General features: G+C 62.6%; 23 protein-coding genes. 13 read left to right on the top strand and 10 right to left on the bottom strand.

Translation table 11 applies throughout. The features are described from left to right. Positions 1 to 99: 99 nt before the first annotated feature. Genes M3465_RS04455 through M3465_RS04445 form a run of 3 tightly spaced genes read left to right on the top strand, consistent with a single transcriptional unit; the run spans position 100 to position 2,518 of the window. Positions 100 to 576, top strand: coding sequence for an ATP-dependent zinc protease family protein (locus tag M3465_RS04455; protein ID WP_249500492.1), 477 nt, complete (start codon positions 100 to 102; stop codon positions 574 to 576). After that, positions 573 to 1,478: a 30S ribosomal protein S6--L-glutamate ligase gene (rimK, locus tag M3465_RS04450; RefSeq protein ID WP_249500491.1), complete on the top strand. Its 906-nt coding sequence runs from the start codon at positions 573 to 575 to the stop codon at positions 1,476 to 1,478. Before M3465_RS04455 ends, rimK begins: the two co-directional genes overlap by 4 nt. Then, a complete protein-coding gene (locus M3465_RS04445) occupies positions 1,475 to 2,518 on the top strand; it encodes a succinylglutamate desuccinylase/aspartoacylase family protein (RefSeq protein ID WP_249500490.1) in 1,044 nt (347 codons plus the stop codon). Before rimK ends, M3465_RS04445 begins: the two co-directional genes overlap by 4 nt. Here M3465_RS04445 and M3465_RS04440 read toward each other — a convergent pair. From M3465_RS04440 to M3465_RS04415, 6 genes are all read right to left on the bottom strand, one after another. Continuing rightward, positions 2,515 to 3,738 (bottom strand): MFS transporter, encoded by a 1,224-nt coding sequence (locus M3465_RS04440; protein WP_249500489.1) that lies wholly within the window; start codon positions 3,736 to 3,738, stop codon positions 2,515 to 2,517. The genes M3465_RS04445 and M3465_RS04440 overlap by 4 nt on opposite strands. Beyond that, complete coding sequence (locus tag M3465_RS04435; protein ID WP_249500488.1) at positions 3,735 to 4,184, bottom strand: PACE efflux transporter; 450 nt, start codon at positions 4,182 to 4,184, stop codon at positions 3,735 to 3,737. The genes M3465_RS04440 and M3465_RS04435 overlap by 4 nt, the downstream gene beginning before the upstream one ends. Before the next feature lie 97 nt (positions 4,185 to 4,281). Next, positions 4,282 to 4,680 carry a Cu(I)-responsive transcriptional regulator gene (cueR, locus tag M3465_RS04430; RefSeq protein ID WP_249500487.1) on the bottom strand — a complete coding sequence of 133 codons (399 nt, stop codon included), beginning with the start codon at positions 4,678 to 4,680 and terminating at the stop codon, positions 4,282 to 4,284. Beyond that, positions 4,677 to 7,139 (bottom strand): heavy metal translocating P-type ATPase, encoded by a 2,463-nt coding sequence (locus M3465_RS04425; protein ID WP_249500486.1) that lies wholly within the window; start codon positions 7,137 to 7,139, stop codon positions 4,677 to 4,679. Before M3465_RS04425 ends, cueR begins: the two co-directional genes overlap by 4 nt. 81 nt (positions 7,140 to 7,220) lie before the next feature. After that, the gene (locus M3465_RS04420; protein WP_249500485.1) at positions 7,221 to 7,622 is read right to left on the bottom strand and encodes a hypothetical protein; all 402 of its coding nucleotides are present in this window, start codon (positions 7,620 to 7,622) and stop codon (positions 7,221 to 7,223) included. A gap of 99 nt (positions 7,623 to 7,721) precedes the next feature. Beyond that, entirely contained in the window at positions 7,722 to 7,901 is a 180-nt protein-coding gene (locus M3465_RS04415; protein ID WP_249500484.1) for a heavy-metal-associated domain-containing protein, read from the bottom strand. Between the two features lie 207 nt (positions 7,902 to 8,108). On the opposite strand from M3465_RS04415, the gene M3465_RS04410 reads away from it, so the two are divergent. Then, on the top strand, positions 8,109 to 8,768 hold the full coding sequence (locus tag M3465_RS04410) for an NYN domain-containing protein (RefSeq protein ID WP_249500483.1): 660 nt from the start codon (positions 8,109 to 8,111) through the stop codon (positions 8,766 to 8,768). Here the strand turns inward: M3465_RS04410 and rlmN are convergent. Next, a complete protein-coding gene (gene rlmN / locus M3465_RS04405) occupies positions 8,765 to 9,952 on the bottom strand; it encodes a dual-specificity RNA methyltransferase RlmN (RefSeq protein WP_249500482.1) in 1,188 nt (395 codons plus the stop codon). The two genes, M3465_RS04410 and rlmN, sit on opposite strands and share 4 nt — an antisense overlap. Before the next feature lie 106 nt (positions 9,953 to 10,058). After that, positions 10,059 to 10,589, bottom strand: a complete 531-nt coding sequence (locus M3465_RS04400; protein WP_249500481.1) for an invasion associated locus B family protein — start codon at positions 10,587 to 10,589, stop codon at positions 10,059 to 10,061. Between the two features lie 176 nt (positions 10,590 to 10,765). Between M3465_RS04400 and M3465_RS04395 the strand changes: the two genes are divergently transcribed. Then, positions 10,766 to 11,764, top strand: coding sequence for an asparaginase (locus M3465_RS04395; protein ID WP_249500480.1), 999 nt, complete (start codon positions 10,766 to 10,768; stop codon positions 11,762 to 11,764). On the opposite strand, the gene serB is transcribed toward M3465_RS04395, so the two are convergent. Beyond that, a complete protein-coding gene (gene serB / locus M3465_RS04390; protein ID WP_249500479.1) occupies positions 11,754 to 12,626 on the bottom strand; it encodes a phosphoserine phosphatase SerB in 873 nt (290 codons plus the stop codon). The two genes, M3465_RS04395 and serB, sit on opposite strands and share 11 nt — an antisense overlap. Before the next feature lie 197 nt (positions 12,627 to 12,823). Between serB and M3465_RS04385 the strand changes: the two genes are divergently transcribed. The 8 genes from M3465_RS04385 to M3465_RS04350 all read left to right on the top strand — a co-directional run bounded on the left by M3465_RS04385 (position 12,824) and on the right by M3465_RS04350 (position 21,394). Then, positions 12,824 to 13,978 (top strand): phosphoserine transaminase, encoded by a 1,155-nt coding sequence (locus tag M3465_RS04385; protein WP_249500478.1) that lies wholly within the window; start codon positions 12,824 to 12,826, stop codon positions 13,976 to 13,978. A 95-nt stretch (positions 13,979 to 14,073) separates the two neighbouring features. Further along, positions 14,074 to 15,669 (top strand): phosphoglycerate dehydrogenase, encoded by a 1,596-nt coding sequence (serA, locus tag M3465_RS04380; protein WP_249500477.1) that lies wholly within the window; start codon positions 14,074 to 14,076, stop codon positions 15,667 to 15,669. A gap of 70 nt (positions 15,670 to 15,739) precedes the next feature. Beyond that, complete coding sequence (locus M3465_RS04375; RefSeq protein WP_249500476.1) at positions 15,740 to 16,474, top strand: metallophosphoesterase family protein; 735 nt, start codon at positions 15,740 to 15,742, stop codon at positions 16,472 to 16,474. Between the two features lie 168 nt (positions 16,475 to 16,642). After that, positions 16,643 to 17,077 carry a universal stress protein gene (locus tag M3465_RS04370; protein WP_249500475.1) on the top strand — a complete coding sequence of 145 codons (435 nt, stop codon included), beginning with the start codon at positions 16,643 to 16,645 and terminating at the stop codon, positions 17,075 to 17,077. Between the two features lie 20 nt (positions 17,078 to 17,097). Further along, entirely contained in the window at positions 17,098 to 18,642 is a 1,545-nt protein-coding gene (locus M3465_RS04365; RefSeq protein ID WP_249500474.1) for an alanine/glycine:cation symporter family protein, read from the top strand. 128 nt (positions 18,643 to 18,770) lie between these two features. Beyond that, on the top strand, positions 18,771 to 19,244 hold the full coding sequence (smpB, locus tag M3465_RS04360; protein WP_249500473.1) for an SsrA-binding protein SmpB: 474 nt from the start codon (positions 18,771 to 18,773) through the stop codon (positions 19,242 to 19,244). Between the two features lie 109 nt (positions 19,245 to 19,353). After that, on the top strand, positions 19,354 to 20,217 hold the full coding sequence (gene sseA, locus M3465_RS04355; protein WP_249500472.1) for a 3-mercaptopyruvate sulfurtransferase: 864 nt from the start codon (positions 19,354 to 19,356) through the stop codon (positions 20,215 to 20,217). Beyond that, the gene (locus M3465_RS04350) at positions 20,210 to 21,394 is read left to right on the top strand and encodes an amino acid aminotransferase (RefSeq protein ID WP_249500471.1); all 1,185 of its coding nucleotides are present in this window, start codon (positions 20,210 to 20,212) and stop codon (positions 21,392 to 21,394) included. Before sseA ends, M3465_RS04350 begins: the two co-directional genes overlap by 8 nt. A 114-nt stretch (positions 21,395 to 21,508) precedes the next feature. Here the strand turns inward: M3465_RS04350 and M3465_RS04345 are convergent, their stop codons facing one another. After that, a complete protein-coding gene (locus M3465_RS04345) occupies positions 21,509 to 24,400 on the bottom strand; it encodes an error-prone DNA polymerase (protein WP_249500470.1) in 2,892 nt (963 codons plus the stop codon). Positions 24,401 to 24,429: the final 29 nt, after the last annotated feature.

Below are 24,429 nucleotides of genomic sequence, written 5' to 3'. Positions count from 1 at the left end.
GCGAAAAGACTTGCGCGGGCGCGTTTTGTCAGTAAATGCGCAAAACGCTTCGGACCCATGGCGCCGGAACGGGCGTTGATATCATGAGGAACGTGGCGAATGGCGAAATCTGACCCTTTGGATATCGATAAGCTGACGGTGATCGGCTGGCATGAATGTATCAGCCTTCCCGAGCTTGCGCTCAAGGATTTTGCCGTGAAGGTGGATACCGGCGCCAAGACGACGGCGCTTCACGCCGACGAGATCGAGACCTTCGAGCAAGGCGACGAGACGTGGGTGCGGTTCCTCGCGCCCGACATTCCCGGCCTGCCGCGCAAGAGATGCGAGTTTCCGGTGCATACCGAGCGTGATATCACCAACACCAGCGGCATGCCGGAATCGCGGATCGTCATTCGCACGCCGATGGTGCTGGCCGGGAGGAAATGGAAGATCGACATTTCATTGACCGACCGAGGCACGATGCGCTTCCCTCTCATTCTGGGCCGTCGCGCGCTGCGGCGACGGGATATCGTTGTCCATCCGGGCCGATCCTACCTCGTGAGCAGCAAACCCCATTTCGGAGGACCGAAACCATGAAGATCGCGATGCTTGCCAGAAATCCCAACCTTTATTCGCACAAACGTCTGAAGGAGGCGGCGGAGGCGCGTGGGCACGAGTTGCAGATCGTCAACACGCTGCGCTGTTACATGAACATCGCGTCGCGGAGGCCTGAGATTTTCTACAATGGCGAAAAGCTGGAAGGGTTCGACGCTGTGATTCCGCGCATCGGCGCGTCGGTCACGTTCTATGGGCTCGCGGTGCTTCGGCAATTTGAGATGCAGGGGGTCTACCCGCTCAACGAAAGCGTGGCCATCGGTCGCTCACGCGACAAGCTGCGCTCCATGCAGCTTTTGGCGCGGGCGGGGATCGGGCTGCCGGTGACGACCTTCGCACATGATCCCAAGCAGACCGAGGAGGTGCTGGAGCTTGCCGGCGGCGCGCCCGTGGTCATCAAGCTGCTGGAGGGCACGCAAGGTATCGGTGTGGTTCTGGCAGATACCAACCGGTCCGCCAAATCGGTGTTCGAGGCGTTTCGCGGGGCGGGCGTGAATATCCTGCTTCAGGAGTTCATCAAGGAAGCTGGGGGCACCGATATCCGCGCTATCGTGGTGGGCGGCAAGGTTGTCGCCGCGATGAAGCGAACCGGCGCGGCGGGGGAGTTCCGTTCCAACCTGCATCGCGGCGGGTCAGCGCAGATCATCAAGCTGTCGCCGGAGGAGCGCTCGACCGCGGTGAGATCGGCCAAGGTGATGGGGCTGAATGTCTGCGGCGTGGATATGCTGCGCTCCAACCACGGGCCGGTGGTGATGGAGGTCAACTCCTCGCCCGGTATCGAGGGGGTGGAGAAAGCCACCGGCCTCGATATCGCGTCGAAGATCATCGAGCATATCGAGAAAACCGCCAAGCCGCATGCGACCAAGACCAAGGGAAGCGGATGATCAAGCGCGCGGCGTTCGAGATCGGCGGCCATACCGTTGAGGCGGGGAGCCGCCGGACGGTCGATCTTCCGGTCAGCACCCTGTCGGATCACACGCCGGTCACGCTGTCGGCGCATGTGATCCACGGGCGCAATGACGGGCCGACCGTGTTCGTCAGCGCGGGGATCCACGGCGACGAGGTGATCGGGGTCGAGATCGTGCGGCGTCTGCTGCGTGCGCGGAACCTCAAATCGGTGCGCGGCACACTGATCGTGGTGCCGATCGTCAACACGTTCGGGTTCCTGAACCATTCGCGCTACCTGCCCGACCGTCGCGATCTGAACCGAAGCTTTCCCGGGTCCAGCAACGGATCTCTGGCCTCCCGGCTGGCGCATCTCTTCATGTCCGAGATCGTCGGTCGCTGCTCGCTTGGGATCGATCTTCATTCGGCGGCGGTGCACCGGATGAACCTGCCGCAGATCCGGGTGTCGGCGAACAATCCCGTGACGATGAAACTTGCCCTGGCCTTCGGCGCGCCGGTGATCCTGACCAGCGCGCTACGCGAGGGCAGTTTGCGGCAGGAAGCCAAGGCGCGGGGCGTTGAGGTTCTGCTCTACGAGGCTGGTGAAGGAATGCGATTCGACGAAATGTCGGTGCGCGCCGGGGTCGCGGGGATTTTGCGCGTGCTGCATCAGGTCGGCATGTTACCGGCCGCCGGCATCGCCAAGCCGCGCGCCAAGCCTTTGCTCTGTTCCGACAGCAATTGGACCCGTGCCCCGGCGGGCGGGCTATTGCGGATGTTCCGGGCCGAGGGCGATGTGGTGGATGAAGGTGACGTGATCGCGGCCATCTCGGATCCGTTCGGGGATGGCGAGATCGAGGTCACGGCGCGGCAGGGCGGGATCATCGTCGGTCGTGCCGTCATGCCGGTGGTGCATGAGGGCGACGCGCTGTTTCACATCGCTGCGGTCAAATCGGCCGATCTGGCGGAGGCCGCTGTCGGCGATCTGGCAACGCAGCTCGAAGAGGCGCCTTTGTTCGACGAGGACGAGATCATCTAGGCTGCCGCTGTCCGCAGCTTGCGCGGCCCCTGGCTGCGCATCAGGATGACGATCATGATCGCGATGTTCAGCCCGTTCCAGACGATGCCGTTGACGAAGGCCCATTGATAGGATCCGGTGACGTCGTAGATCACCCCCGACAGCCAGCCGCCGACCGCCATTCCGGTGATCGTCATCATCAGGACGAACCCGACCCGCGCGCCCGCTTCGCGGCTGGGCATGTATTCGCGCACGATGACGGCATAGCTTGGCACGATGCCGCTTTGGCTCAGCCCGAAGATCAGGCTGACGGTGTAAAGCGAGACGAGACCGCCTGCCGGAAGGTAGAGAAAGAGCGCGATGGCCTGCAGGCTCGATCCGATGAGCAGCGTCGGGATGCCGCCGATCCGGTCAGCCAGCGTGCCCGAGACGAGCCGCGAGACGACGCCGCCCATCAGCATCAGTGACAGCATCTCCGCCCCCACCGCCGCGCCGAAGCCGTAATCGACGCAAAGCGCCACGATATGCACCTGCGGCATCGACATGGCGACGCAGCAGGCGATCCCGGCCGCGCCAAGCATCCATTGTAACTGGCGCGGGGTGAAGCCGGTCGCGCGGGTGCGGCTGGCTGATTGCGTGTCGGCGGCGGCAATCGCTTCGAGCGGAACGCGCCGGCGCAGCATCAAGGCCAGCGGTGGCACGATGACCAGTGTGAGGATACCGAGCGCCGTATAGCTCCAGCGCCAGCTTTCCCCGCCGCCGAGACTGCCGAGGAGCAGTGGCCAGATCGCGCCGGACAGGTAATTGCCCGAAGCGGTGATCGCCACGGCGATACCGCGCCGTTTGAGGAACCATTGCGAGACATCCGCGATCAGCGGCCCGAAGCTGCAGGCGGTGGCGAAACCTATGACGAGTTGCAGCGCCGACAGGATCAGCAGCGACGGGCTGAGCGCGGCGAGGATATAACAGGTGGTCAGCGTCAGCGCGCAGGCAATGAGCGCCTTGGCGACGCCGAACCGGTCCACCGCCCGCCCGACGAAGAAATTGCCGAGCGCGAACCCGACCATCGTGAGCGTGTAGGCCAAGGACACTTCGCCCCGCCCCGCACCGAATTCGGATTGCACTTCGGGCAGAACGACGATGATCGCCCACATGCCGACATTTCCCATCACCGCGATCAAAAGCGTGATGCCGAGGCGCAGCCACGAATACCGGCTGTCGAGCATGGACGGCTCGCTCATGCCCGATCCTCTGTCGCCGCGCGGCGCTCGGACCATTCGGGCAAGGGAAAGAGCAGATCGTAGGCCCAATTGAAGCAAAACGCGTAGACGACGTAGAAGGCCGCGAAGGAGACATCCATCACGAAGGCCTGCCAGAGCGAGATCTGCAAATACCACGCAAAAACCGGCAGCAGCAGGCCGAGCAGGCCGATTTCGAACAGCACGGCGTGGGCCACGCGCAGAAGCGGGGTCTTGAGGGTCGATCCGGTCGCGCGGCGCAGGGCGAGATCGAAGACGAAATTATACGCCATGTTGTAGAGCGTCGCGATTGTCGCGCTGATGACGGTGACGATGCCGATATCCTGCATCGGCTTGTCGAAAACCAGCGCGCCCAGCGGAATGACGATCAGAAGCGCCAAAAGCTCGAAGCTGATGGCATGACGCAAACGATCGAGTGGAGAGCGCATGGCGACCTCGCGACAAGGGTCGGGCCGTCCCGACGAAACTACCGGTATGGGGAGGTCGTCCTCGCCGTCCGAGAGGTCGCACAATCCGCGTGCGGCTTCAAGCCGGGCTGCCGCGCGCTGCGAGATCCTTCAGGATCGGACAATCCGGACGGTCGTCCCCGGCGCAGCTCTGAACGAGCTCCGACAGCGTATCGCGCATGGATTGAAGCTGGGCGATCTTGTCCTCGATCTTGTGCAGATGGGCGCTGGCAAGCTCCTTCACATCGGCGCTGGCGCGGGTCTTGTCCTCGTAAAGCGTCAGGAGGGTGCGGCAGTCCTCGATCGTGAAACCAAGCGCGCGGGCGCGACTCAGGAAAGCGAGCTTGTGAACATCGCTCTCGCGGAAGGCGCGGTAACCGTTGGTGTCGCGCGGCGGTTTGACGAGGCCGATCTCTTCGTAATAGCGGATTGTCTTGGCCGGCAGCCCGGCGCGTTTGGCGACATCGGAAATGTTCATGCATGTGCCTCCCGAAAAGCAGGTTCGGGCGCGTCGGCCTGCGCCGGGGCGACGCGGCGCAGGCGCAGGGCATTGGACAGAACGAACACCGACGACAGCGCCATCGCGCCGGCGCCCAGCATCGGCGACAGTTGCACGCCGAAAGCCGGAGAAAGCACGCCGGCGGCCACCGGGATGAGCGCGGTGTTGTAGGCGAAGGCCCAGAAGAGGTTTTGCCGGATGTTGCGCATCGTCCGGTTGGAGATTTCCACCGCGTTCACCACGCCGGCAACGCGGCCCGAGGACAGGACGATATCCGCCGCCTCGATGGCGACATCGGTGCCGGTGCCGATGGCCAGGCCGATCTCGGCCTCCGCCAGCGCGGGCGCGTCATTGATCCCGTCGCCGACAAAGGCGACCGGGCCGAACGCGTCGCGCAGCGCCTTCACCGCATCGACCTTGCCATCGGGCAACACGCCTGCGGTGACGTGATCGATTCCGAGCCTGCCTGCGATGGCATGCGCGGCGGCGGGGCTGTCGCCCGACACCATCGCGACCTTCAGGCCTTGTTCGTGCAGCGCGTCGACGGCGGCTTTGGCGCCGGGCTTGATCTGGTCGGCAACGGCAAAGACCGCAGCCGCCTCCCCATCGATGGACAGGCAAACGAGCGAATGCCCCTTGTCCGAAAAACGGTCGATCGCGTTCTGTATCGGGGTTGCATCGACCCCGTGTTCCGTCAGCAGGCGCGGGGAGCCGACGAGCAGCGTCTTGCCGTCGACGTTCGCGCGCAGACCGTAGCCGGGAATCGTTTCGCTGCTCTCCGGCGCGGGGAGCGGCGCGGTGTTCGCCACCATGATCGCTTGTGCAATGGGATGATCGGAGGATTGCTCGACCGCCGCAGTCAGGCGCAGTGCGTCCTCCGGGCCAATCCCGCCCGCTGTGAACTGATCCACAAGGCTCGGGCGGCCTTCGGTCAGGGTGCCGGTCTTGTCGAAGGCGATGACGGCCGCGCTGTCCAGACGTTGCAGCGCATCGCCCTTGCGAAAGAGCACGCCCATTTCAGCCGCGCGGCCCGTGCCGACCATGATCGAGGTGGGCGTAGCAAGCCCCATCGCGCAAGGGCAGGCGATGATGAGCACGGCCACGCCAGCGACAAGCGCGTGACTGAGCGCCGGATCGGGCCCGACGGCAAGCCATACCGCGACCGTCACCGCAGCAATGGCCAGAACCACCGGCACGAAGACACGCACGACCTTGTCGGCCAGCGCCTGAATGGGCAGCTTCGCGCCTTGCGCCGTTTGCACCATGTCGATGATCCGCGCCAGAACGGTGTCGGAGCCGACGGCGGTGGCCCTGTAGGTCAGCGGGCTTTGTCCGTTGATCGTACCGCCGGTCACTTCGCTGCCTTCGGATTTGGCGACCGGCGCAGGCTCGCCGGTGATCATTGCCTCATCGACAAAGGATTGGCCGGTCAGCACGACGCCATCGACGGCGATGCGCGCGCCGGGGCGGGCTTCGACGATATCGCCCGTCTCGACCTCGGATAGCGGAATTTCGGTGAAGACGCCGTCGCGCTCGACGCGCACCCTGTCGGGGCGCAGACCGATCAGGCGCTTGATGGCAGCGCCGGTACGACCTTTCGCGCGCGCCTCCATCCAGCGGCCGGCAAGGATCAGCGTCACGATCACGCCCGCCGCTTCGAAATAGACGGCGCGGGTGCCTTCGGGCAAAAGACCGGGCGCGAAGGTGGCGATGGTCGAATAGCCCCAAGCCGCCAAGGTGCCGAGCGCGACGAGGCTGTTCATGTCGGGGCTGCCCTTGACCAGTAGCGGCAGGCCGATGCGGAAGAAGCGGCGTCCGGGCCATGCCAAAACCAGCGTGATCAGCAGGAATTGCAGAACCCAGAAGGTCTGTATCCCTATGCTATCCATGATTGCGTGATGCAGCGGTGGGAAGATATGCCCGCCCATTTCGGTGATGAACACCGGAAGCGTCAGCGCGCCCGCAATCAGCGTGTCGCGTTTGAGAGGGGCGGTTTCGCTGGCCGGTTCGACCGGCGTGTCCTCTCCCATCGGGGTGGCCGGGTAACCCGTTTCGGTGACGGTCTTCGCAAGCTCACCGACATCGACCGCGCCATCGAGAACGCGCACCTCAGCGGTTTCGGTGGCCAGATTCACATGCGCAGAAAGCACACCGGGAACCTCCTGCAAGGCGCGTTCGACGCGGCCTGTGCAAGATGCGCAACTCATGCCGGTGATGGAGAGGCGATGCACGCTTTCCGCTGCCGGGTAACCGGCCCGCGCAAGCGCGTCTCGGAGGTTCGCGCTATCAGCGGTTCCGGTGACCTGCGCCATTTTGTTGGCGATGTTCACACTTGCCTGCCGCACACCGGGCGTATCGGCCAGCGCCCGCTCCGCCCGCCCTGCGCATCCGGCGCAGCTTAGGTTTGTCACTGCAAAACGGAACGTCTGATCGGTCATCTGCACACCTTTGGAATCGTGGTCAGAGTTCAGATAAGGGTTCCTGTCACTGGAAGGTCAAGGGGGCGGGTTTGACGTCTTTCAATGCAGAGTCACCGCAAGCGGTGCGCATTCCTGCGATTGTGCCCGGGATGTGTGGGCGCGCTTCGCCGACATAAGCGGCAGACCGACGCGGGATGCAGCGCAGAGGAAGGGAAGAAGGACTTGCGGCGATACAAGAAAGCTTGCTTCGGCCAGCGCGACTTCGCGGCGCTGTTCGGCGGCGGCGAGGACGAAGCGGGCGAGAGAGAGTTCATCCTCCGAATAGCCTCGGGCGTCAGGGGCGAGGATCAAGGGAGCGTGCCAGCCATGCGCCTTGAGAAGGCTCAACATCTGTTCGAAAGCCTGAAGGCAAGCGCGGGCGCGGGGATGGCCGATGGCAACGCAAAGATCGTTCCAGACCGCGACCTGCGCATCCGGTCCTGTCGGCCAAGCGCGTAGCATTCGGATAAACCGGCGTTCGGCCGACCGCAGTGGCGCGTTTTCGAGCGAATCAGGAGAGAAATGCATGGCATCACCACATTCGAAACGAATGATGACTGTCTAGCAGCTATTCCCGACAAAAACAATCAGACTCTTTTCGAGACGCTCAACCAGCGCAGTGTGATTGGCGATGTTGACCGGATCTTCAAAGACGCCGTTTACGCCGTGTAACGCACGCTCGGCACGGCCCGCGCAGCCTGCGCAGCTGAGGATATCGACGGTGAAACGAAACGTGGTCATGGGACTGGTCCTTCTGGTTCCAGCCTCACATAAGGGTTCCAGTCACCAGAGGGACAAGGGGGGCGAGAGATTCCTGCCGAGGTGCGTTTCGCGCCCCATCCGGTTGAAACAGAAAGAGCCAGATAAACGGCACATTGTTATTTGACGGTCAAATTGTCGCCGAATTGATGTTGGACATTATCGTCGGGCAATGAGGAACGTCTTGATATGTCGAAATCAACGGCTGTTTTTGTGGACGGGGACAACCTTTCAGCAAAGTTTGCAGGACAGATTTTGCGATGTGCCTCGTCCTTCGGCCTTGCGACTGTTGCACGTGTGTATGGCAATGAGACTGCACTCGCGTGTTGGAAAGACGCGACATCTTTTCAGTTTGTCTATTCTGGAAGCGGAAAAAACGCGACCGATGTTCTGCTGGCGATTGAGGCGGTCGATCATGTGCTTTCACAAACTGTGGACACTGTCTGTTTGTGCAGCTCTGATGCGGATTTTCAGCACCTTGCGCGGTTCATCCGTGCACGCAATGTGCAAGTTATCGGGATGGGAGAGGAGAAAACGACGCCTTCTTTGCGGCGGGCCTGTTCAGAATTTCAGCTGTTGGGGGACATGCCCAGTCGGAAAATCGCGCGTTTGCCGGCGTCGGACCTTGATCACAAGATCAAGTCCGTGATTGCCGCGCATAGCACCGAAGGCCGAGGAATGCGGGTGGCGGACCTCAATCCCGTGATGCGGCGGCTGCATGGTACGTCGATCAGCAAGACGCCAGACAAGAATTGGCGGGCCTATTTTTCAAAACGCGACACGCTTTTCGAACTAGACCCAAGGGGACCGGACGCGCATGTGCGGTTCAAGCGAGACGCCTTCGTTTAGCCGATACCTGTTTCCGCTGCGATCTGAGCGCGGGATTTGCGGGCGCGTTCGGTGGCGGATTTCAACTGGCCGCAGGCGGCCATGATGTCTTCGCCGCGCGGGGTACGGATGGGGGAGGCGTAGCCGGCCTTGTAGATGATATCGGCGAAGGCTTCGATCCGCGCCCAGTCGGAGCGTTGATAGGGCGCGCCGGGCCATTCGTTGAACGGGATCAGGTTGATTTTGGCGGGGATACCCTTGATCAGGTTGACGAGACGGCGCGCGTCCTCGTCTGAATCGTTCACATCCTTGAGCATCACATATTCGAAGGTGATGCGTTCGGAATTGGATTTCTTTGGATACTCGCGCAGCGCGTCGAGCAGCGTTTCGATGTTCCAGCGCTTGTTGATCGGCACCAGTCTGTCGCGCACCTCATCGGTAGTGGCGTGGAAGGACACTGCCAACAGGCAACCGATCTCCTCGGCCGTCTTGGCAATTTCGGGCACGACGCCCGACGTGCTGAGCGTGATGCGGCGGCGCGACAGGGCAATGCCTTCGCCGTCCATCGCGATCTTCATCGCGTCGCGCACGTTGTCGAAATTGTAAAGCGGCTCGCCCATTCCCATCAGCACGATATTCGACAAAAGGCGCGGGCCGTTTTCGCCGGTGCCGACACCCGGTTCGGGCCATTCGCCCAGATCGTCACGCGCCAACATGACCTGGCCGATGATTTCCCCGGCGGTCAGGTTGCGGACAAGTTTCTGCGTGCCGGTGTGACAGAAAGAACAGGTCAGCGTGCAGCCGACCTGGGACGAGATGCAAAGCGTGCCGCGATCGGTCTCGGGGATATAGACGACCTCGACCTCGTGCCCGCCGGCGATGCGAACGAGGTATTTCCGCGTACCATCGGCAGAGACATTCTTCGAGACCATCTTGGGCACCGCAATCTCGAACACTTCGCCAAGCTGGGCGCGATAGCCCTTGGCAAGATTGGTCATCGCATGAAAATCGCGCACGCCCCATTGGTAGACCCACTGCCAGATCTGGTTCACGCGCATCTTGGCCTGTTTTTCGGGCGTTCCCATCGCGATCAAAGCGTCGCGCAGCGCGGGGCGCGTGAGGCCGACGATATTCGCCTTGCCCCCCTCCGGCGCCTTGCGCGGAATGGTCAGAACGTCTTGAGTGATCGGAGCGGAGCCGGTCATGGGCTGTGCCTTTTCGAAAGAAGATGGCTCACATATAGGATTCGCAGCCAAAAGCAAAACCGCCGCGCTGGGACAGGCGGCGGTTCGTTTCGCAATACCGCGACGCTTACGAGGAGCAGCGCTTCTCCGCATCCTCGACTGCCGCCGTGAACCCCAAAAGCGAGAACGTGTCTTTGGTCGTCGTGCCGCGCGCCGAACGTGCGGTAACGATCGCGTTCGCGCCGCGCTTCATCGCGGTGACGATCTTGGAATCGTCCTGCGGCGTTGCCGGCCAGGCCCATTCGCCCTCGGTGAACAACTCGAATTCGTTGCCGCTGATGTTGACATTGACCGTCGAGCCGGGCGCGAACGGATAGCCGCCGGTGAAGGCAAGCTGACCCTGCACTTCTGCCCCCGGGCGGTAGAACACCATAAGCAGGATTTCCCCGCGCGTCACGGCGACGACGCGGCCATCCTTGGTATTCACGCTTTCCTTGTAAGTCGTGACAGCCCAGCATTCACGCGGATCGGTGCCCTCGAACACGCTCCAGTCCGTGATCGCGTTCACGCGATTGCTGCTCGTTTCCTGCGCCACAGATGCACTGGCCGATACCAGCGCCACCGCGCCGATGATCGCTCCGCCAATCCATGATTTCATGCGTCCAGCCTCCAGACCGTCCATTGCCCTAGGTAAAATGATATGTCGCAGATCGGGGGTGTTGTCTATTTATGCCGCTGCAACTTTCGTCTCGACGTCGCGAGACTAGACTGAAATACCTGCGCGATTAAAGCCCGATTGGCAGAAATTCGCCCATTTGTGAGGGAGCGTCAGCGATGACAGAAGCCGCCGTTTTGACAGAGATTTGGCGCGGGCCGTTCATGGAAAGCGTGCATCACGGCCATGCCGTTATTTGCGACGGTTCCGGCGATATCGTCGCCGCGTGGGGGGATCCCGATGCGGTGGTGCTGCCGCGCAGCTCGGCCAAGATGATCCAGGCCTTGCCGCTAATCACCTCTGGCGCGGCGGATGCGCGCGGGTTGTCGGTGGAGCAACTCGCGCTGGCCTGCGCGTCGCATCAGGGCGCGCCGGAGCATGTGGACCGGGTGAACCGCTGGCTGGCCGATCTGGGCCTGGACGACGATGCGCTCCTGTGCGGTCCGCAGGTGAGCCGGGACACGGAGCTGAAGCTGGCGATGATTCGCGCCTATGAAAGCCCGTGTCGGGTGCACAACAACTGTTCGGGCAAACATGCCGGGTTCCTGACGCTGGCGCAGCATCTCGGCGCCGGGCCGGACTACGTGGATCCCGACCATCCGGTGCAGCGCGACTGCCTCGATGCGTTCGAAACGGTGACGGGAAGGGAAAGCCCCGGCTTCGGCATCGACGGCTGCTCCGCCCCGAATTTTGCCACCACGATGCACGGAATGGCCCGCGCGATGGCGTGGTTTGCCACGGCAGGCGAGCGGTCGGACAGCATGAGCAATGCCGCCGCGCGGCTGACCGAAGCGATGTATGCGCACCCGCATCTCGTCGCCGGAGAAGGGCGTGCCTGCACGCGTTTGATGCGCGCGGCGAAAGAGCCGGTGGCGCTCAAGACGGGGGCGGAGGGGTATTTCATCGCCATTCTGCCGAAGCGCGGGATGGGCATTGCCGTCAAGGCCGCCGATGGCGCGACGCGCGCTGCCGAATGTGCGATTGCGGCGCTGCTGGTCCGGCTCGATGTGCTGGACGCTGAGCATCCCGACGTGATCGCGTTTCTCAACCCGCCGATCCGCAACTGGGACGGGCTGGAGACGGGCCAGATCAAGCCGTCGCCGGGGCTTATGGCGTGACGAACGCGTCCCGGCTGTAGCCTTGCAGGTATAGCAGCGCGGTAAGATCGCCGTGATCGATGCGCAGCTTCGCCTCGGCCTGAACGCTGGGTTTCGCGTGCAGCGCGACACCGGCGCCGGCGCGTTGCAGCATGCCCAGATCGTTGGCTCCATCGCCGACGGCGATCACATCGTCAGCGCTGATCCCCAGCCGTGTGGTGATCTCGCCCAGCGCCGCGACCTTCGCGTCGCGTCCGAGAATCGGGCGGGCGACATCGCCGGTCAGCGTGCCGGCCTCGATCAGCAGCGTATTCGCGCGGTTCTCATCGAAGCCGAGCCGCTGCGCGACATGCGCGGTGAAGGCGGTGAAGCCGCCGGAGACCAGCGCGGTATGCGCGCCGTTCGCCTTCATCGTTGCCAGCAAGACGTCGCCGCCGGGCATGAAGGTGATGCGCTCGGCCAAGACCGTGTCGATCATCGCTTCCGGCAGATCGCGCAGCAGGCCGACACGCTCCAGCAGCGCGCCTTCGAAATCCAGCTCACCATTCATCGCGCGGGCGGTGATGTGTTTGACCTGCGCCCCGACGCCTGCAACCTCGGCCAGCTCGTCGATACATTCCTGCTCGATCATGGTGCTATCCATGTCGGCCAGAAGCATCTTCTTGCGTCTTCCTTCTAGGCGCTGGATCGCAAGATCGACGCCCTGCGCCTGCAAGTCGCGCCACGCGCTTTCGGCGGTGTCCGGAAGGGTCGCAAACGCGAACTCGGCAGCTTCGTCAGGCGACAGCCAGACCAGATCGCCGCCGCCCCAAGCGTTGCGCAAAGCGTTGGCCAGCGCGGGATCGAGCGAGCCGGGTTTGGCGATCAGCGTGGCAACGAACATGCGTCAGTCCTTCGCAGTAATTTTATTGCGCTCTTATGCCGGACGGCGGCGCTTGAAAAGTGCTTTGGGCGAAGGGTCTTTTCGAAAACGTCGTTTGCCATCGCTTTTGCGACTTGCGCAAAGGCCGGAGCGCGCGTATCCCGGTCCGTGGGACACCCCTCCCCAACGAGGGGCGCTTATCTGGAAGGATAGCATTGATGGCTATTGCACAACCGGCAGCGCGGCCGGCCAATCCGCGTTTTTCCTCTGGCCCGTGCGCCAAACCCCCCGTTTTCCAATTGCAGAACCTCGCCGACGCGCCTTTGGGCCGGTCGCACCGTGCTGCAGTCGGCAAGGCCAAGCTGAAAGCCGCGATCGAAGAAACACGCGACCTGCTGGGCGTGCCGGAAGATTACCGGATCGGGATCGTGCCGGCGTCCGACACGGGCGCGGTCGAGATTGCGATGTGGTCGCTGCTGGGCGCGCGCAAGGCCACGATGGTGGCCTGGGAAAGCTTCGGCGCAGGCTGGGTCACGGATGTGGTCAAGCAGCTCAAGATCGACGCCGAGGTGAAAACGGCTGATTACGGTGAGATCGTGGATATGGCCGCGCTGGACTACGACACGGATGTCGTGTTCACCTGGAACGGCACAACCTCGGGCGTGCGCGTTCCCTCGGGCGATGCGATCCCGGCGGATCGCGGCGGCTTGACCATTTGCGACGCAACCAGCGCCGCCTTCGCGCAGGATTTACCTTGGGACAAGCTCGATGTGGCAACCTTCTCCTGGCAAAAGGTGCTGGGCGGAGAGGCGGCGCACGGCATGCTGATCCTGAGCCCCCGCGCGGTAGAGCGTCTGGAAAGCTATACGCCCGCATGGCCGCTGCCCAAGATTTTCCGCCTGACCAAGGGCGGCAAACTGATCGAGGGCATTTTCGAAGGTGCGACGATCAACACGCCGTCGATGCTATGTGTCGAGGATTACTTGCAGGCGCTCGATTGGGCGCGATCGGTCGGCGGGCTGAAAGGTCTGATCGCGCGCGCGGATGCCAACGCGCACGCGGTCTGGGCGTTCTGCGATGCGAATGACTGGATCGCCAATCTCGCAAACGATCCGGCAACGCGGTCGAACACCTCGGTATGTCTCAAGTTCACCGATGAGCGCATCGCCGATGGGGCAGCCTTTGCAAAGGCCGTGGCCAAGCGGCTTGAAACGGAAGGTGTGGCCTTCGATATCGGCGCCTATCGCGACGCGCCAGCGGGCCTGCGCATCTGGTGCGGCGGCACTGTCGAGACCTCTGACATAGAAGCGCTCTTGCCGTGGATCGACTGGGCGTTTCACGCCGAGATCGACGCGCTGGCGAAAGCTGCCTGATACGCATACCGGCGCTCATCATTCCTTGACGGCTTGCCTCGCGAGGGCAGGCCCAAGCCCGGATGAGCGCGCCATCCACGAAAAGGACCTATCCAATGGCCCCCAAAGTTCTCATTTCCGACAAACTCTCCGACGCTGCCGTGCAGATTTTCCGCGATCGCGGCATCGATGTCGATTTCCAGCCCGATCTGGGCAAGGACAAGGAAAAGCTGGCCGAGGTGATCGGCCAGTATGACGGCCTCGCCATCCGCTCTGCCACCAAGGTGACGCCGACCATCCTTGCCAAGGCGGACAAGCTCAAGGTGATCGGCCGCGCTGGGATCGGCACCGACAATATCGACAAGGACGCCGCGTCGAAGAAGGGCGTGATCGTGATGAATACGCCTTTCGGCAACATGATCACCACCGCCGAGCACGCCATTGCGATGATGTTCGCGGTGGCGCGGCAGATCCCCGAGGCGAGCGCCTCTACCCATGCGGGCATGTGGGAGAAGTCGAAATTCATGGGCGTCGAGCTGACCGGCAAGACGCTCGGCGTGATCGGGGCCGGCAATATCGGCGGTATCGTGTGCGACCGTGCACGCGGGCTCAAGATGAAGGTGCTGGCTTTCGATCCCTATCTGGGCGCCGAGAAAGCCGCGCAGATGCAGGTCGAGAAGGTGGAACTTGACGATCTGCTCTCGCGTGCCGATTTCATCACGCTGCATGTTCCGCTTACCGATCAGACGCGCAACATCCTGTCAGCCGAAAACCTTGCCAAGACGAAAAAGGGCGTGCGGATCATCAACTGCGCGCGCGGCGGTCTTGTGGACGAGGCTGCCTTGGCCGAACTCTTGAAGTCGGGCCATGTCGCCGGTGCGGGCTTTGATGTGTTCAGCGAGGAGCCTGCGAAGGACAACCCGCTTTTCGGCCTTCCGAATGTCGTCTGCACTCCGCATCTGGGTGCAGCGACGAGCGAGGCACAAGAGAATGTCGCGCTGCAGGTGGCCGAGCAGATGTCGAATTACCTGCTGACGGGTGCGGTCGAGAACGCGCTCAACATGCCGTCGGTGACGGCCGAGGAAGCCAAGATCATGGGCCCGTGGATCAAGCTGGCCGATCATCTCGGCAGCTTCATCGGGCAGATGACGGACGAGCCGATCAAGGCGATCAACATCCTTTACGATGGCTCGGTGTCGGAGATGAACCTCGAGGCGCTGAACTGCGCGGCGATCTCGGGGATCATGAAGCGGGTCAACCCGGATGTGAACATGGTCAGTGCCCCTCTGATCGCCAAGGAGCGTGGCATCAAGATCTCGACCACCAACCAGGCGCAGTCCGGCGCGTTCGAAGGCTATGTCAAGCTGACCGTGGTGACCGATACGCGCGAACGGTCGATCGCCGGGACGGTGTTCAGCGACGGGAAGCCTCGGTTCATCCAGATCAAGGGCATCAATATCGACGCCGCCATCGGCTCGCACATGGTCTACACCACCAATGAGGATGTGCCGGGCATCATCGGCACGCTGGGCATGACAATGGGGCAAAACGGCGTGAACATCGCCAACTTCACGCTTGGCCGATCCGAGGAGAAGGGCGAGGCGATTGCGCTTTTGTATGTCGATGAGCCGGTGCCGGCCAATGTGGTGAGCAAGCTCAAGGAGACAGGCATGTTCAAGCAGGTCAAGCCGCTGCAATTCGACGTCGCCTGACCCTGGCGTTTTCCGGAGCGGTGTTCCGCTCCGGATTGCGCAAGTTCCTCCGAGATGCGAGCCTTGCGGCATGACGGGTCTTTACGCAATCGGCGATATCCACGGCCAGAAGGACATGCTCGACGCGGCGCTGTGCCGGATCGAGGCGGATGGAGGGCGCGACGCGCGGGTCGTATTCCTCGGGGATTATTCCGATCGGGGGCCGGATGTTCGTGGCGTGATCGAAACGCTGGTGCAGGGCCGGGCGGAGGGGCGCGATTGGGTCTTTATCAAGGGCAACCATGACCGGTTCTTCGAACTCTATCTTGACCCGGAAGGCCCGCGCGCCGATCCGCATTTGATGATCGGCTATCATTGGCTGCACCCCGATGTGGGCGGAATAGAAACCGTCGCCTCTTATGGGCTCAGCGTGCCCGAGCGTATCCGCGCGAGCGAAATGGCGGCGCGGCTTCACGAGGCCGTGCCGGAGTCGCATAAGGCGTTCCTGCGCGAGCTGAAGCTGAGCCATCGGCAAGACGGCTATTTCTTCGCCCATGCCGGCATCCGGCCGGGTATCCCTCTCGATGAGCAGAGCGCGCAGGATTTGCTCTGGATCAGAAAGCCGTTCCATGAGGATCGTCGGGATCATGGAGCCGTCATCGTGCATGGCCATACGCCCGTCAGCGAGCCGCAGCGCTACGTGAACCGCATCAACCTCGATACCGGGGCGGGGCACGGCCGCAAATTGACCGTGGCCGCGTTCGAAAACGGCAAGGTATATCACCTGACCGCAAATGGGCGCGTCCTGTTGCCCGTCAGAGACTGATTTCGGCCGGTATGCCCGGATCGGATCAAATTCAACAAATTTCCTGATAATTCTGGTAACTTTGTTTCAGCTTCCCCGCGGTTTGGGCAATTTCAGGACAATTGGCCGGGCAGAGGGTGATAGCGTGACCCATCCGACGTCAAGTCGGAGATACCGAAGGGGAGCAAGATGACTGAAGTGATCGTCGTCGGTTATGACGGCAGTGACGTGGCCAAGCGGGCAATCGATTTCGCCGTGCGGCAAGCCACCGCGCAAAGCGGCGCGGTGCTCGTCGTTCATGTGCTGGAATGGTCAGCCTACTCGTTCCTGACGCCGCAGGAGCTCGAAGAGCGGCATGGACGGCGCAAGGAAGAGATCGAACGGGCCGAAACGGCGCTCATGGCGCCGCTCAAGCAGACGATCGCGGCGGCGGGTGTGCCTGTCGAAACGATGATCAGATATGGCCATGTCGCCAAGACGCTTTGCGATATCGCCAAGAAACAGGGCGCGACGCAAATGGTCGTCGGGCGCGATGGCAGCGGCGGGTTGAGTTCGCGGGTCTTCGGATCGGTGGCCGGCTCGCTCGTCCAGATGGCGCCGGTGCCCTGCACCATCGTCCCATGAGCGCAGAGGAATTTCCCATTATGAAACGTATTTTTTCTTCCGCGGCTCTTGCCGTGGGCTTTGGTTTTTTCGCGGCGGCATCGGCTTCTGCGCAATCCTTCGATGAAACGATCAACAACGCATTCGCCAGTTCGACCGGCTGGTTCGTCACCCTGATTTTCAGCAATTTTCCTGGCACGTCCTTTCCATGGATCGTCGGTTGGCTGGTTGTCGCCGCCGTTGTCTTCACGGTTTATTTCGGTCTCATCCAGTTTCGCGCCTTCGGTCATGCCATCTCGCTGGTGAAGGGGGATTACTCCGATCCGAACGATGCCGGCGAAGTCAGCCATTTCCAGGCGCTTGCGACGGCGCTGTCCGGAACGGTCGGGCTCGGCAATATCGCCGGCGTTGCGGTTGCTGTCGGCATCGGCGGGCCGGGCGCGACCTTCTGGATGATCTTGGCCGGGCTTCTGGGCATGGCGACCAAGTTCACCGAATGCACGCTTGGGGTCAAATATCGGAACGAGTATCCGAACGGCAAGGTATCGGGCGGACCGATGTATTACCTGACCAAGGGATTTGCGGAGGTCGGCAAACCGGGGGGCAAGATCCTCGCCGTGATGTTCGCGATCTTCTGTATTCTTGGCTCTCTTGGCGGCGGCAACATGTTCCAGGCCAATCAAGCCCATGCGCAGCTTACAAATGTGTTCGGGCCGTATCCGGGATGGATCACCGGAGTTATCTTCGCCTTCATCGTCTTTATCGTGATCGTGGGCGGCGTGAAATCCATCGCTCGGGTCACGGAAAAGATCGTGCCATTCATGGGTATTCTCTATGTCGGAACGGCGCTGATCATCCTGTTGATGAATTTCGACCGCATCGGCTGGGCGTTCGGGCAAATCTTCGCAGGCGCGTTCACCGGGCTCGGCGTCGCCGGCGGCTTTGTCGGCGCGCTGATCCAGGGGTTCCGCCGGGCGGCGTTCTCGAACGAGGCGGGCGTCGGATCGGCCGCGATCGCCCATTCGGCCGTTCGCACGTCGGAGCCGATCACCGAAGGGTTCGTGTCGCTGCTCGAGCCGCTGATCGACACGGTGATCGTCTGCACGATGACAGCGCTGGTCATCACAATCACCGGTCAGCTGATTTCCGATCCGGCGACAGGCAATTACGTGCTTAACGAAGCGGGAACGGCCATTCAGACAGTGGGCGACGTTTCGGGCGTTGCGCTGACTTCAGCGGCCTTCTCGGCCTCCTTCGGCGGGTTCCAGTATGTGCTGGCGATCGCGGTGGTTCTGTTCGCATTTTCGACGATGCTGTCGTGGTCCTATTATGGGCTTAAAGCCTGGACCTATTTGCTGGGCGAGGGAAAGGCGCAGGAGCTGATCTTCAAGTCGATCTTCTGTCTCTTTGTCATCATCGGCGCAGCCGCGAGCCTCGGCCCGGTCATCGACTTCTCTGATGCGGCGATCTTCGCAATGGCGGTGGTCAACATCATCGGGCTCTATGTGCTCATGCCCGTGGTGAAGCGCGAGCTCAACAGCTATTGGTCGCGCTTGAAATCGGGGGAAATTCGCAAGTTCGTCTAGGGCGGGGTAGTGGTGTAACGAGTGACGGCGGGCCTTGCGGCCCGCCTTTTGCGTTCGCCCGCCGAAAACCGGTTTCAAAACGCCACTCGATTCCTATATCAGTCGCCTTCGCGAAGGAGACCGCAGCAATGGCAAAGCCGAAGGACAATCCGAACTACAAGGTGATCGCCGAGAACCGGCGTGCCCGGTTCGATTATGCGATCGAGGACGATCTCGAAGTCGGAATCGTGCTGCAGGGATCCGAGGTCAAGGCGCTGCGTGAGAAAAGCGCCAACATCGCCGAAAGCTATGCCGCGGTCGAGGATGGCGAGCTTTGGCTCGTCAATTCCTATATCGCGCCCTATGAGAAGGCGATGTTCAAGCACGAGGAGCGGCGGCGCCGCAAGCTGCTGGTGTCGCGCAAGGAATTGTCGCGGCTTTGGAACGAGACGCAGCGCAAGGGCATGACGCTGGTTCCGCTGGTGCTGTATTTCAACCACAAGGGCATCGCGAAGATGAAGATCGGGATCGCCAAGGGCAAGAAGCACCACGACAAACGCGAAACCTCTGCCAAGCGCGACTGGAGCCGTCAGAAGCAGCGTCTGCTGAAGAACGCCGGTTGAACGGAGCGGCTTTCCGTTGACGGAAAGCCCAGGATGCGGGGACGCATCCTTGCGTGTGGCCGGCACGGGTTCTATGCAGGGTCAACCCGAAGCAGATGCGGCGAGGATCATGGCCCAGGACGACCCCAAGACCCTTGTATCGACACAATGGCTGGCCGCGCATATGCGCGACCCGGATTTGCGTATTCTGGATGGATCGTGGCACATGCCCGATACCGGGCGCAATGCGAAGGCCGAATACGAGGCCGGCCACATTCCCGGCGCGCGGTTCTTCGATATCGACGATATCGCCGATAGCCGGTCGGATCTGCCGCATATGGTGCCGCCGGTCGAGAAGTTCATGTCGCGGATGCGCGCGATGGGTGTGGGCGATGGACATCAGATCGTCGTCTATGACGGCGCGGGGCTGTTCTCCGCCGCGCGCGTGTGGTGGATGTTCAAGCTGATGGGGCACAGGGATGTCGCCGTTCTGGATGGTGGTTTTCCCAAATGGGTTGCCGAAGGACGCGAGATCGAGGACATGCCGCCGATCGTGCGCGACCGTCACATGACGGTGCGCCGGCAGGCCCATCTGGTGCGCGACGTGACGCAAGTGTCGGCCGCGGCAAAGCTGCGCGATCACGAGATCATCGACGCGCGTTCCCCCGGCCGGTTCCGGGGCGAGGATCCCGAGCCGCGCGAGGGATTGCGCGCCGGACATATTCCGGGGTCGAGGAACGTGCATTATGCCAGTCTGTTGAATGACGATCATACCCTGAAAGCGCCCGAAGAAACGCGCGCTATCTTCGAAGCGGCCGGGGTGGACCTGTCCCGGCCGGCGATCACCACTTGCGGATCGGGCGTCACCGCCGCGATCCTGTCGCTTGCCCTGGCGCGTATGGGCAAGGACGACCATTCCCTTTACGACGGCTCCTGGACGGAATGGGGAATGTTCCCCACCCTGCCCATAGCCACTGGAGATGCCGATGTTTGAGACCCTGAAAGAGCAACCCGCCGATAAGATCCTGGCCCTCGTCCAGACCTACCTCGACGATCCGCGTGAGACGAAAATCGATCTGGGGGTCGGTGTCTACAAGGACGCGGATGGCAAGACGCCGATCATGCGTGCCGTAAAGGACGCGGAGAAGCGGCTCTGGGAGACGGAAACCACCAAATCCTATACCAAGCTGGCCGGGGAGCCGGCCTTTCTCGATGCGATGATCGGGCTGGTGCTGGGCGATGCGGTCCCGCGTGACACTGTGGCGGCAGCGGCGACGCCGGGCGGCACCGGCGCGATCCGGCAGGCTTTCGAACTGGCGCGCATGGCCAATCCCGATGTGCGGGTATTCGTCAGCGATCCGACATGGCCGAACCATTTGTCGATCCTCAAGCATATGGGTATCGCGGCCGTGCCCTATCGCTACTTCGACGACGAGAGCCGGGGCGTGGATTTCGACGGTATGATGGAGGATCTGGCGCAGGCCAAAAAGGGCGACGTGGTGCTGGTACACGGCTGCTGCCACAATCCGACGGGCGCCAATCCGAACATGACCGAGTGGCAGGCGATTGTCGATCTGCTGTTGGAGACCGGCGCTGTTCCGATGGTGGATATCGCCTATCAGGGCTTCGGTGACGGGCTGGACAAGGATGCCGAACCGACACGTCTGATCGCCTCTTCGGTGCCGGAGACGATCATTGCCGCAAGCTGTTCCAAGAATCTCGGGATCTATCGCGAGAGAACGGGCGTTGTGATGGCGGTGTCGCAAAAGGCGTCTGCGCAGAAGCTTAACCAGGGGACGCTGGCCTATCTCAATCGGCAGCTCTATTCCTTCCCTCCCGATCACGGCGCGCGGCTGGTGACGACGGTTCTGACCGATGACGCGCTGCGCGCCGATTGGCGGGCTGAGCTGGAAAAGATGCGCACCGGCATGCTCGCGCTTCGCGAACAACTGGCAGCGGAGTTGCAAAGGCTGTCTGGATCGGACCGGTTCGGGTTCATCGCGCAGCATCGGGGCATGTTCTCGCGCCTTGGCGCGACGCCGGAGCAGGTGGATCAATTGCGCGATGCGCATGGGGTTTATCTCGTGGGCGATTCCCGGCTCAATATCGCGGGGCTGAACGAAAAGTCCGTGCCGATCCTCGCGAAGGCGATCATCGACGTCGGCATCTGAAGCAAAGGGGGCCGTTCGGCCCCCTGATCTTGTGACACGCAGCGCGTTTGGGATGCGGCGTTCCGGGTGGCCGGCGCTGCTTTCGAGTATTTGGAAAGAGAAGAAAGACCCGGTTCAGGGCGTCAGGATGTGGCGCAGCAGGGCGACCGGGTGGCGGCGGAGCGTGAGGCGCATGGCGACGTAATCCTCGACCACTTCTTCGCCTTCGGTCATGTCCGGCAGCAAGGCGGCCGGTTCGGCGATCAGCTCGTCTTCCAGCGAATTTGCGAAAAGCGGCAGCGGCTTACGCGCGCTCAGCGCCTTGGCATCCCAGAGCGCCTGGCGGCGGCTGATCGCGGTGCCCTGGAATACATCCGCTTCGGCCAGTCGCGCGATGGTGGCCGGATCGAGCCCCGCGCGGCGCCAGAGGTCGTGGACGCTGTGATAGCCGTTGCCGCGTCCGGCGGCGATCCAGGTGGCGTCTTCCTCGGAGATGCCCTTGATCTGGCGAAAGCCGAGCCGCAGAGCGAGGCCGCCCTCCTCGTCCGGTTCCATCACATTGTCCCAGAAGCTTGTGTTGATGCAGATGGGGCGGACGGTCACGCCATGTTCACGCGCATCGCGGACGATCTGGGCGGGGGCGTAAAAGCCCATCGGCTGCGAGTTCAGGAGCGCGCACGCGAAGATGCCCGGATGGTGATGCTTGATCCACGCGGAGGCATAGACCAGCAGCGCGAAGCTGGCGGCGTGGCTTTCGGGAAAGCCGTAGGAGCCGAAGCCCTCGATCTGGGAAAAGCAGCGTTCGGCGAAATCCTCGTCATAGCCGTTGTTGCGCATCCCGCGCATGAAGAGCGTGCGGAATTCGCTGACATTACCGTGTTTCTTGAACGTCGCCAGTGACCGGCGCAGGCGGTCGGCCTGTTCGGGGGTGAAGCCCGCACCGACGATGGCGATCTGCATCGCCTGTTCCTGAAAGAGCGGCACGCCCAGCGTCTTGCCCAGCACCGCGCCCAACTCGTCGGAGGGGAAGTTCACCTCCTCCTCCTCGCCGTTGCGGCGGCGGATATAGGGGTGGACCATGTCGCCCTGGATCGGGCCGGGGCGGATGATGGCGACCTCGATCACCAGATCGTAGAAGCAGCGCGGTTTCATGCGCGGCAGGAAGTTCATCTGCGCGCGAGATTCGACCTGGAACACGCCGATACTGTCAGCGCGGCAGAGCATGTCATAGGTGCCCGCATCCTCGGGGGGCAGCGTGGCGAGGCTGTGACGCTCACCGTGATGCTGCGCGATCAGATCGAGACCCTTGCGAATGCAGGTAAGCATGCCGAGCGACAGCACATCGACCTTGAGGATGCCGAGCGCGTCGATATCGTCCTTGTCCCAGCAGATGACGGTGCGGTTCTCCATCGTGGCGTTTTCGATGGGGACCAGTTCATCGAGCCGGCCTTCGGTGATGATGAAGCCGCCGACATGTTGTGAGAGATGCCGGGGAAAGCCGATGATCTCGAAGATGAGATCCATCGTCTGCGTCAGGCGGTGATCGTCGGGGTCGAGGCCGATTTCCTGCATCCGTTGCCGCTCTAGCCCGTTCGAGGAGAAGAAGCCCCAAAGCTGCGAGGAGAGCGCGCCGATGGTGTCCTGGCTCAGCCCCATCGCCGCGCCGACCTCGCGAATGGCGCGTTTGCCGCGGTAGTGAATCACGGTGGCGCAAAGCCCGGCGCGGTGGCGGCCATAGCGGTCATAGATGTGCTGGATCACCTCCTCGCGGCGTTCATGTTCGAAATCGACGTCGATGTCGGGCGGCTCGTCGCGGGCTTCGGAGACGAAACGTTCGAAGACCATCGTGCCGACTTCCGGCGAAACGGAGGTGACGCCAAGGCAGTAGCAAACGACCGAATTGGCCGCCGAGCCGCGCCCCTGGCAGAGGATGCCGCGTTCGCGCGCGAAGGCGACGATGTCGCGCACGGTGAGGAAATAGGGTTCGTATTTCAGCCTGGCGATCAGATCCAGTTCATGCGCCAGCAGCCGTTTCACCTTGTCCGGAGCGCCGTAAGGATAGCGCCATTTCAGCCCCTCATGGGCGAGCCGGGCAAGGCGTTCGGTTGCGGTTTCGCGCCCGGTGATCTCGCTGGGGTATTCGTAGCGCAGCTGGCCCAGATCGAAGGTGCACCGCTCGGCCAGTTGCGCGGCGCGGTCCATTGCGGGGGCGTGTGGGCCGAGCAGACGGCGCATATCCGTCTCGCTGCGCAGTCGCTGTTCGGCATTGGCCAGCGCCTGCGTGCCAAGCTCATCGACGCGGCAGCCTTGGCGAATGGCGCAGAGCACATCGGCCATGCGGCGGCGGCGGCCCTGGTGCATGATCGGGGTAGCAGAGGCGAGGGTGGGCAGGTCCAGCCTGTCGGCCAGTTCGGCGGTCCGGTCGAAATGCGCCATGTCCTGCCCGTCATATTGCGGAGCCATCAGCAGGTGCATTTGCCCGGCAAAGCGGCGCGTCAGGCGCCGGGCCTGTGTCAGCCATTCATCCGCGCCGCGCGGCATCGTCGGGGCGGGAGGGTGAAGGAGCAGTTCGAGACCGTCCGCACCTGTCATCAGATCGTCCAGCGTCAGATGGCAGCTTCCCTTCGGAGCGCGGCGGCGACCGGTGGTGAGCAAGCGGCAAAGCGTGGCCCATCCCTGCCGCGTGCGGGCCAGTGCGGTGAGGTTCAGCCCGTCGCTCAGGGCCAGTTTGGCTGCCGGAACAAGCCGCGGCACATCCGTCAGGATATGCGCGCGCCGGTGGTTCAGATGATCCGGCGCTGGCGGGCCGATGGGGCCGTTCCTCGCCTCCAGACCGGCCCGTTCGCGCAGCTGGCGCCGGATCGTTTCCCCCTCGGTCCAGGCGCGGACGATGCCGGCGACGGTGTTGGTATCGGCAATGGCGATGGCAGAAAGGCCCAGCGTGGCGGCACGATCCATGTATTCCTCGGGGTGGGACGCTCCGGTGAGGAAGGTGAAGTTGGACGTGATCGAGAGCTCGGCGAACATGCCCTCTTTTATGTTCTTATTTTGTTCGA

This window comes from Marivita sp. GX14005, from assembly GCF_023370775.1.
Classification (GTDB): Bacteria; Pseudomonadota; Alphaproteobacteria; order Rhodobacterales; family Rhodobacteraceae; genus Marivita.
Note: the sequence above shows the minus strand (reverse complement) of the source record. Positions and strands in the feature narration are given on the sequence as shown.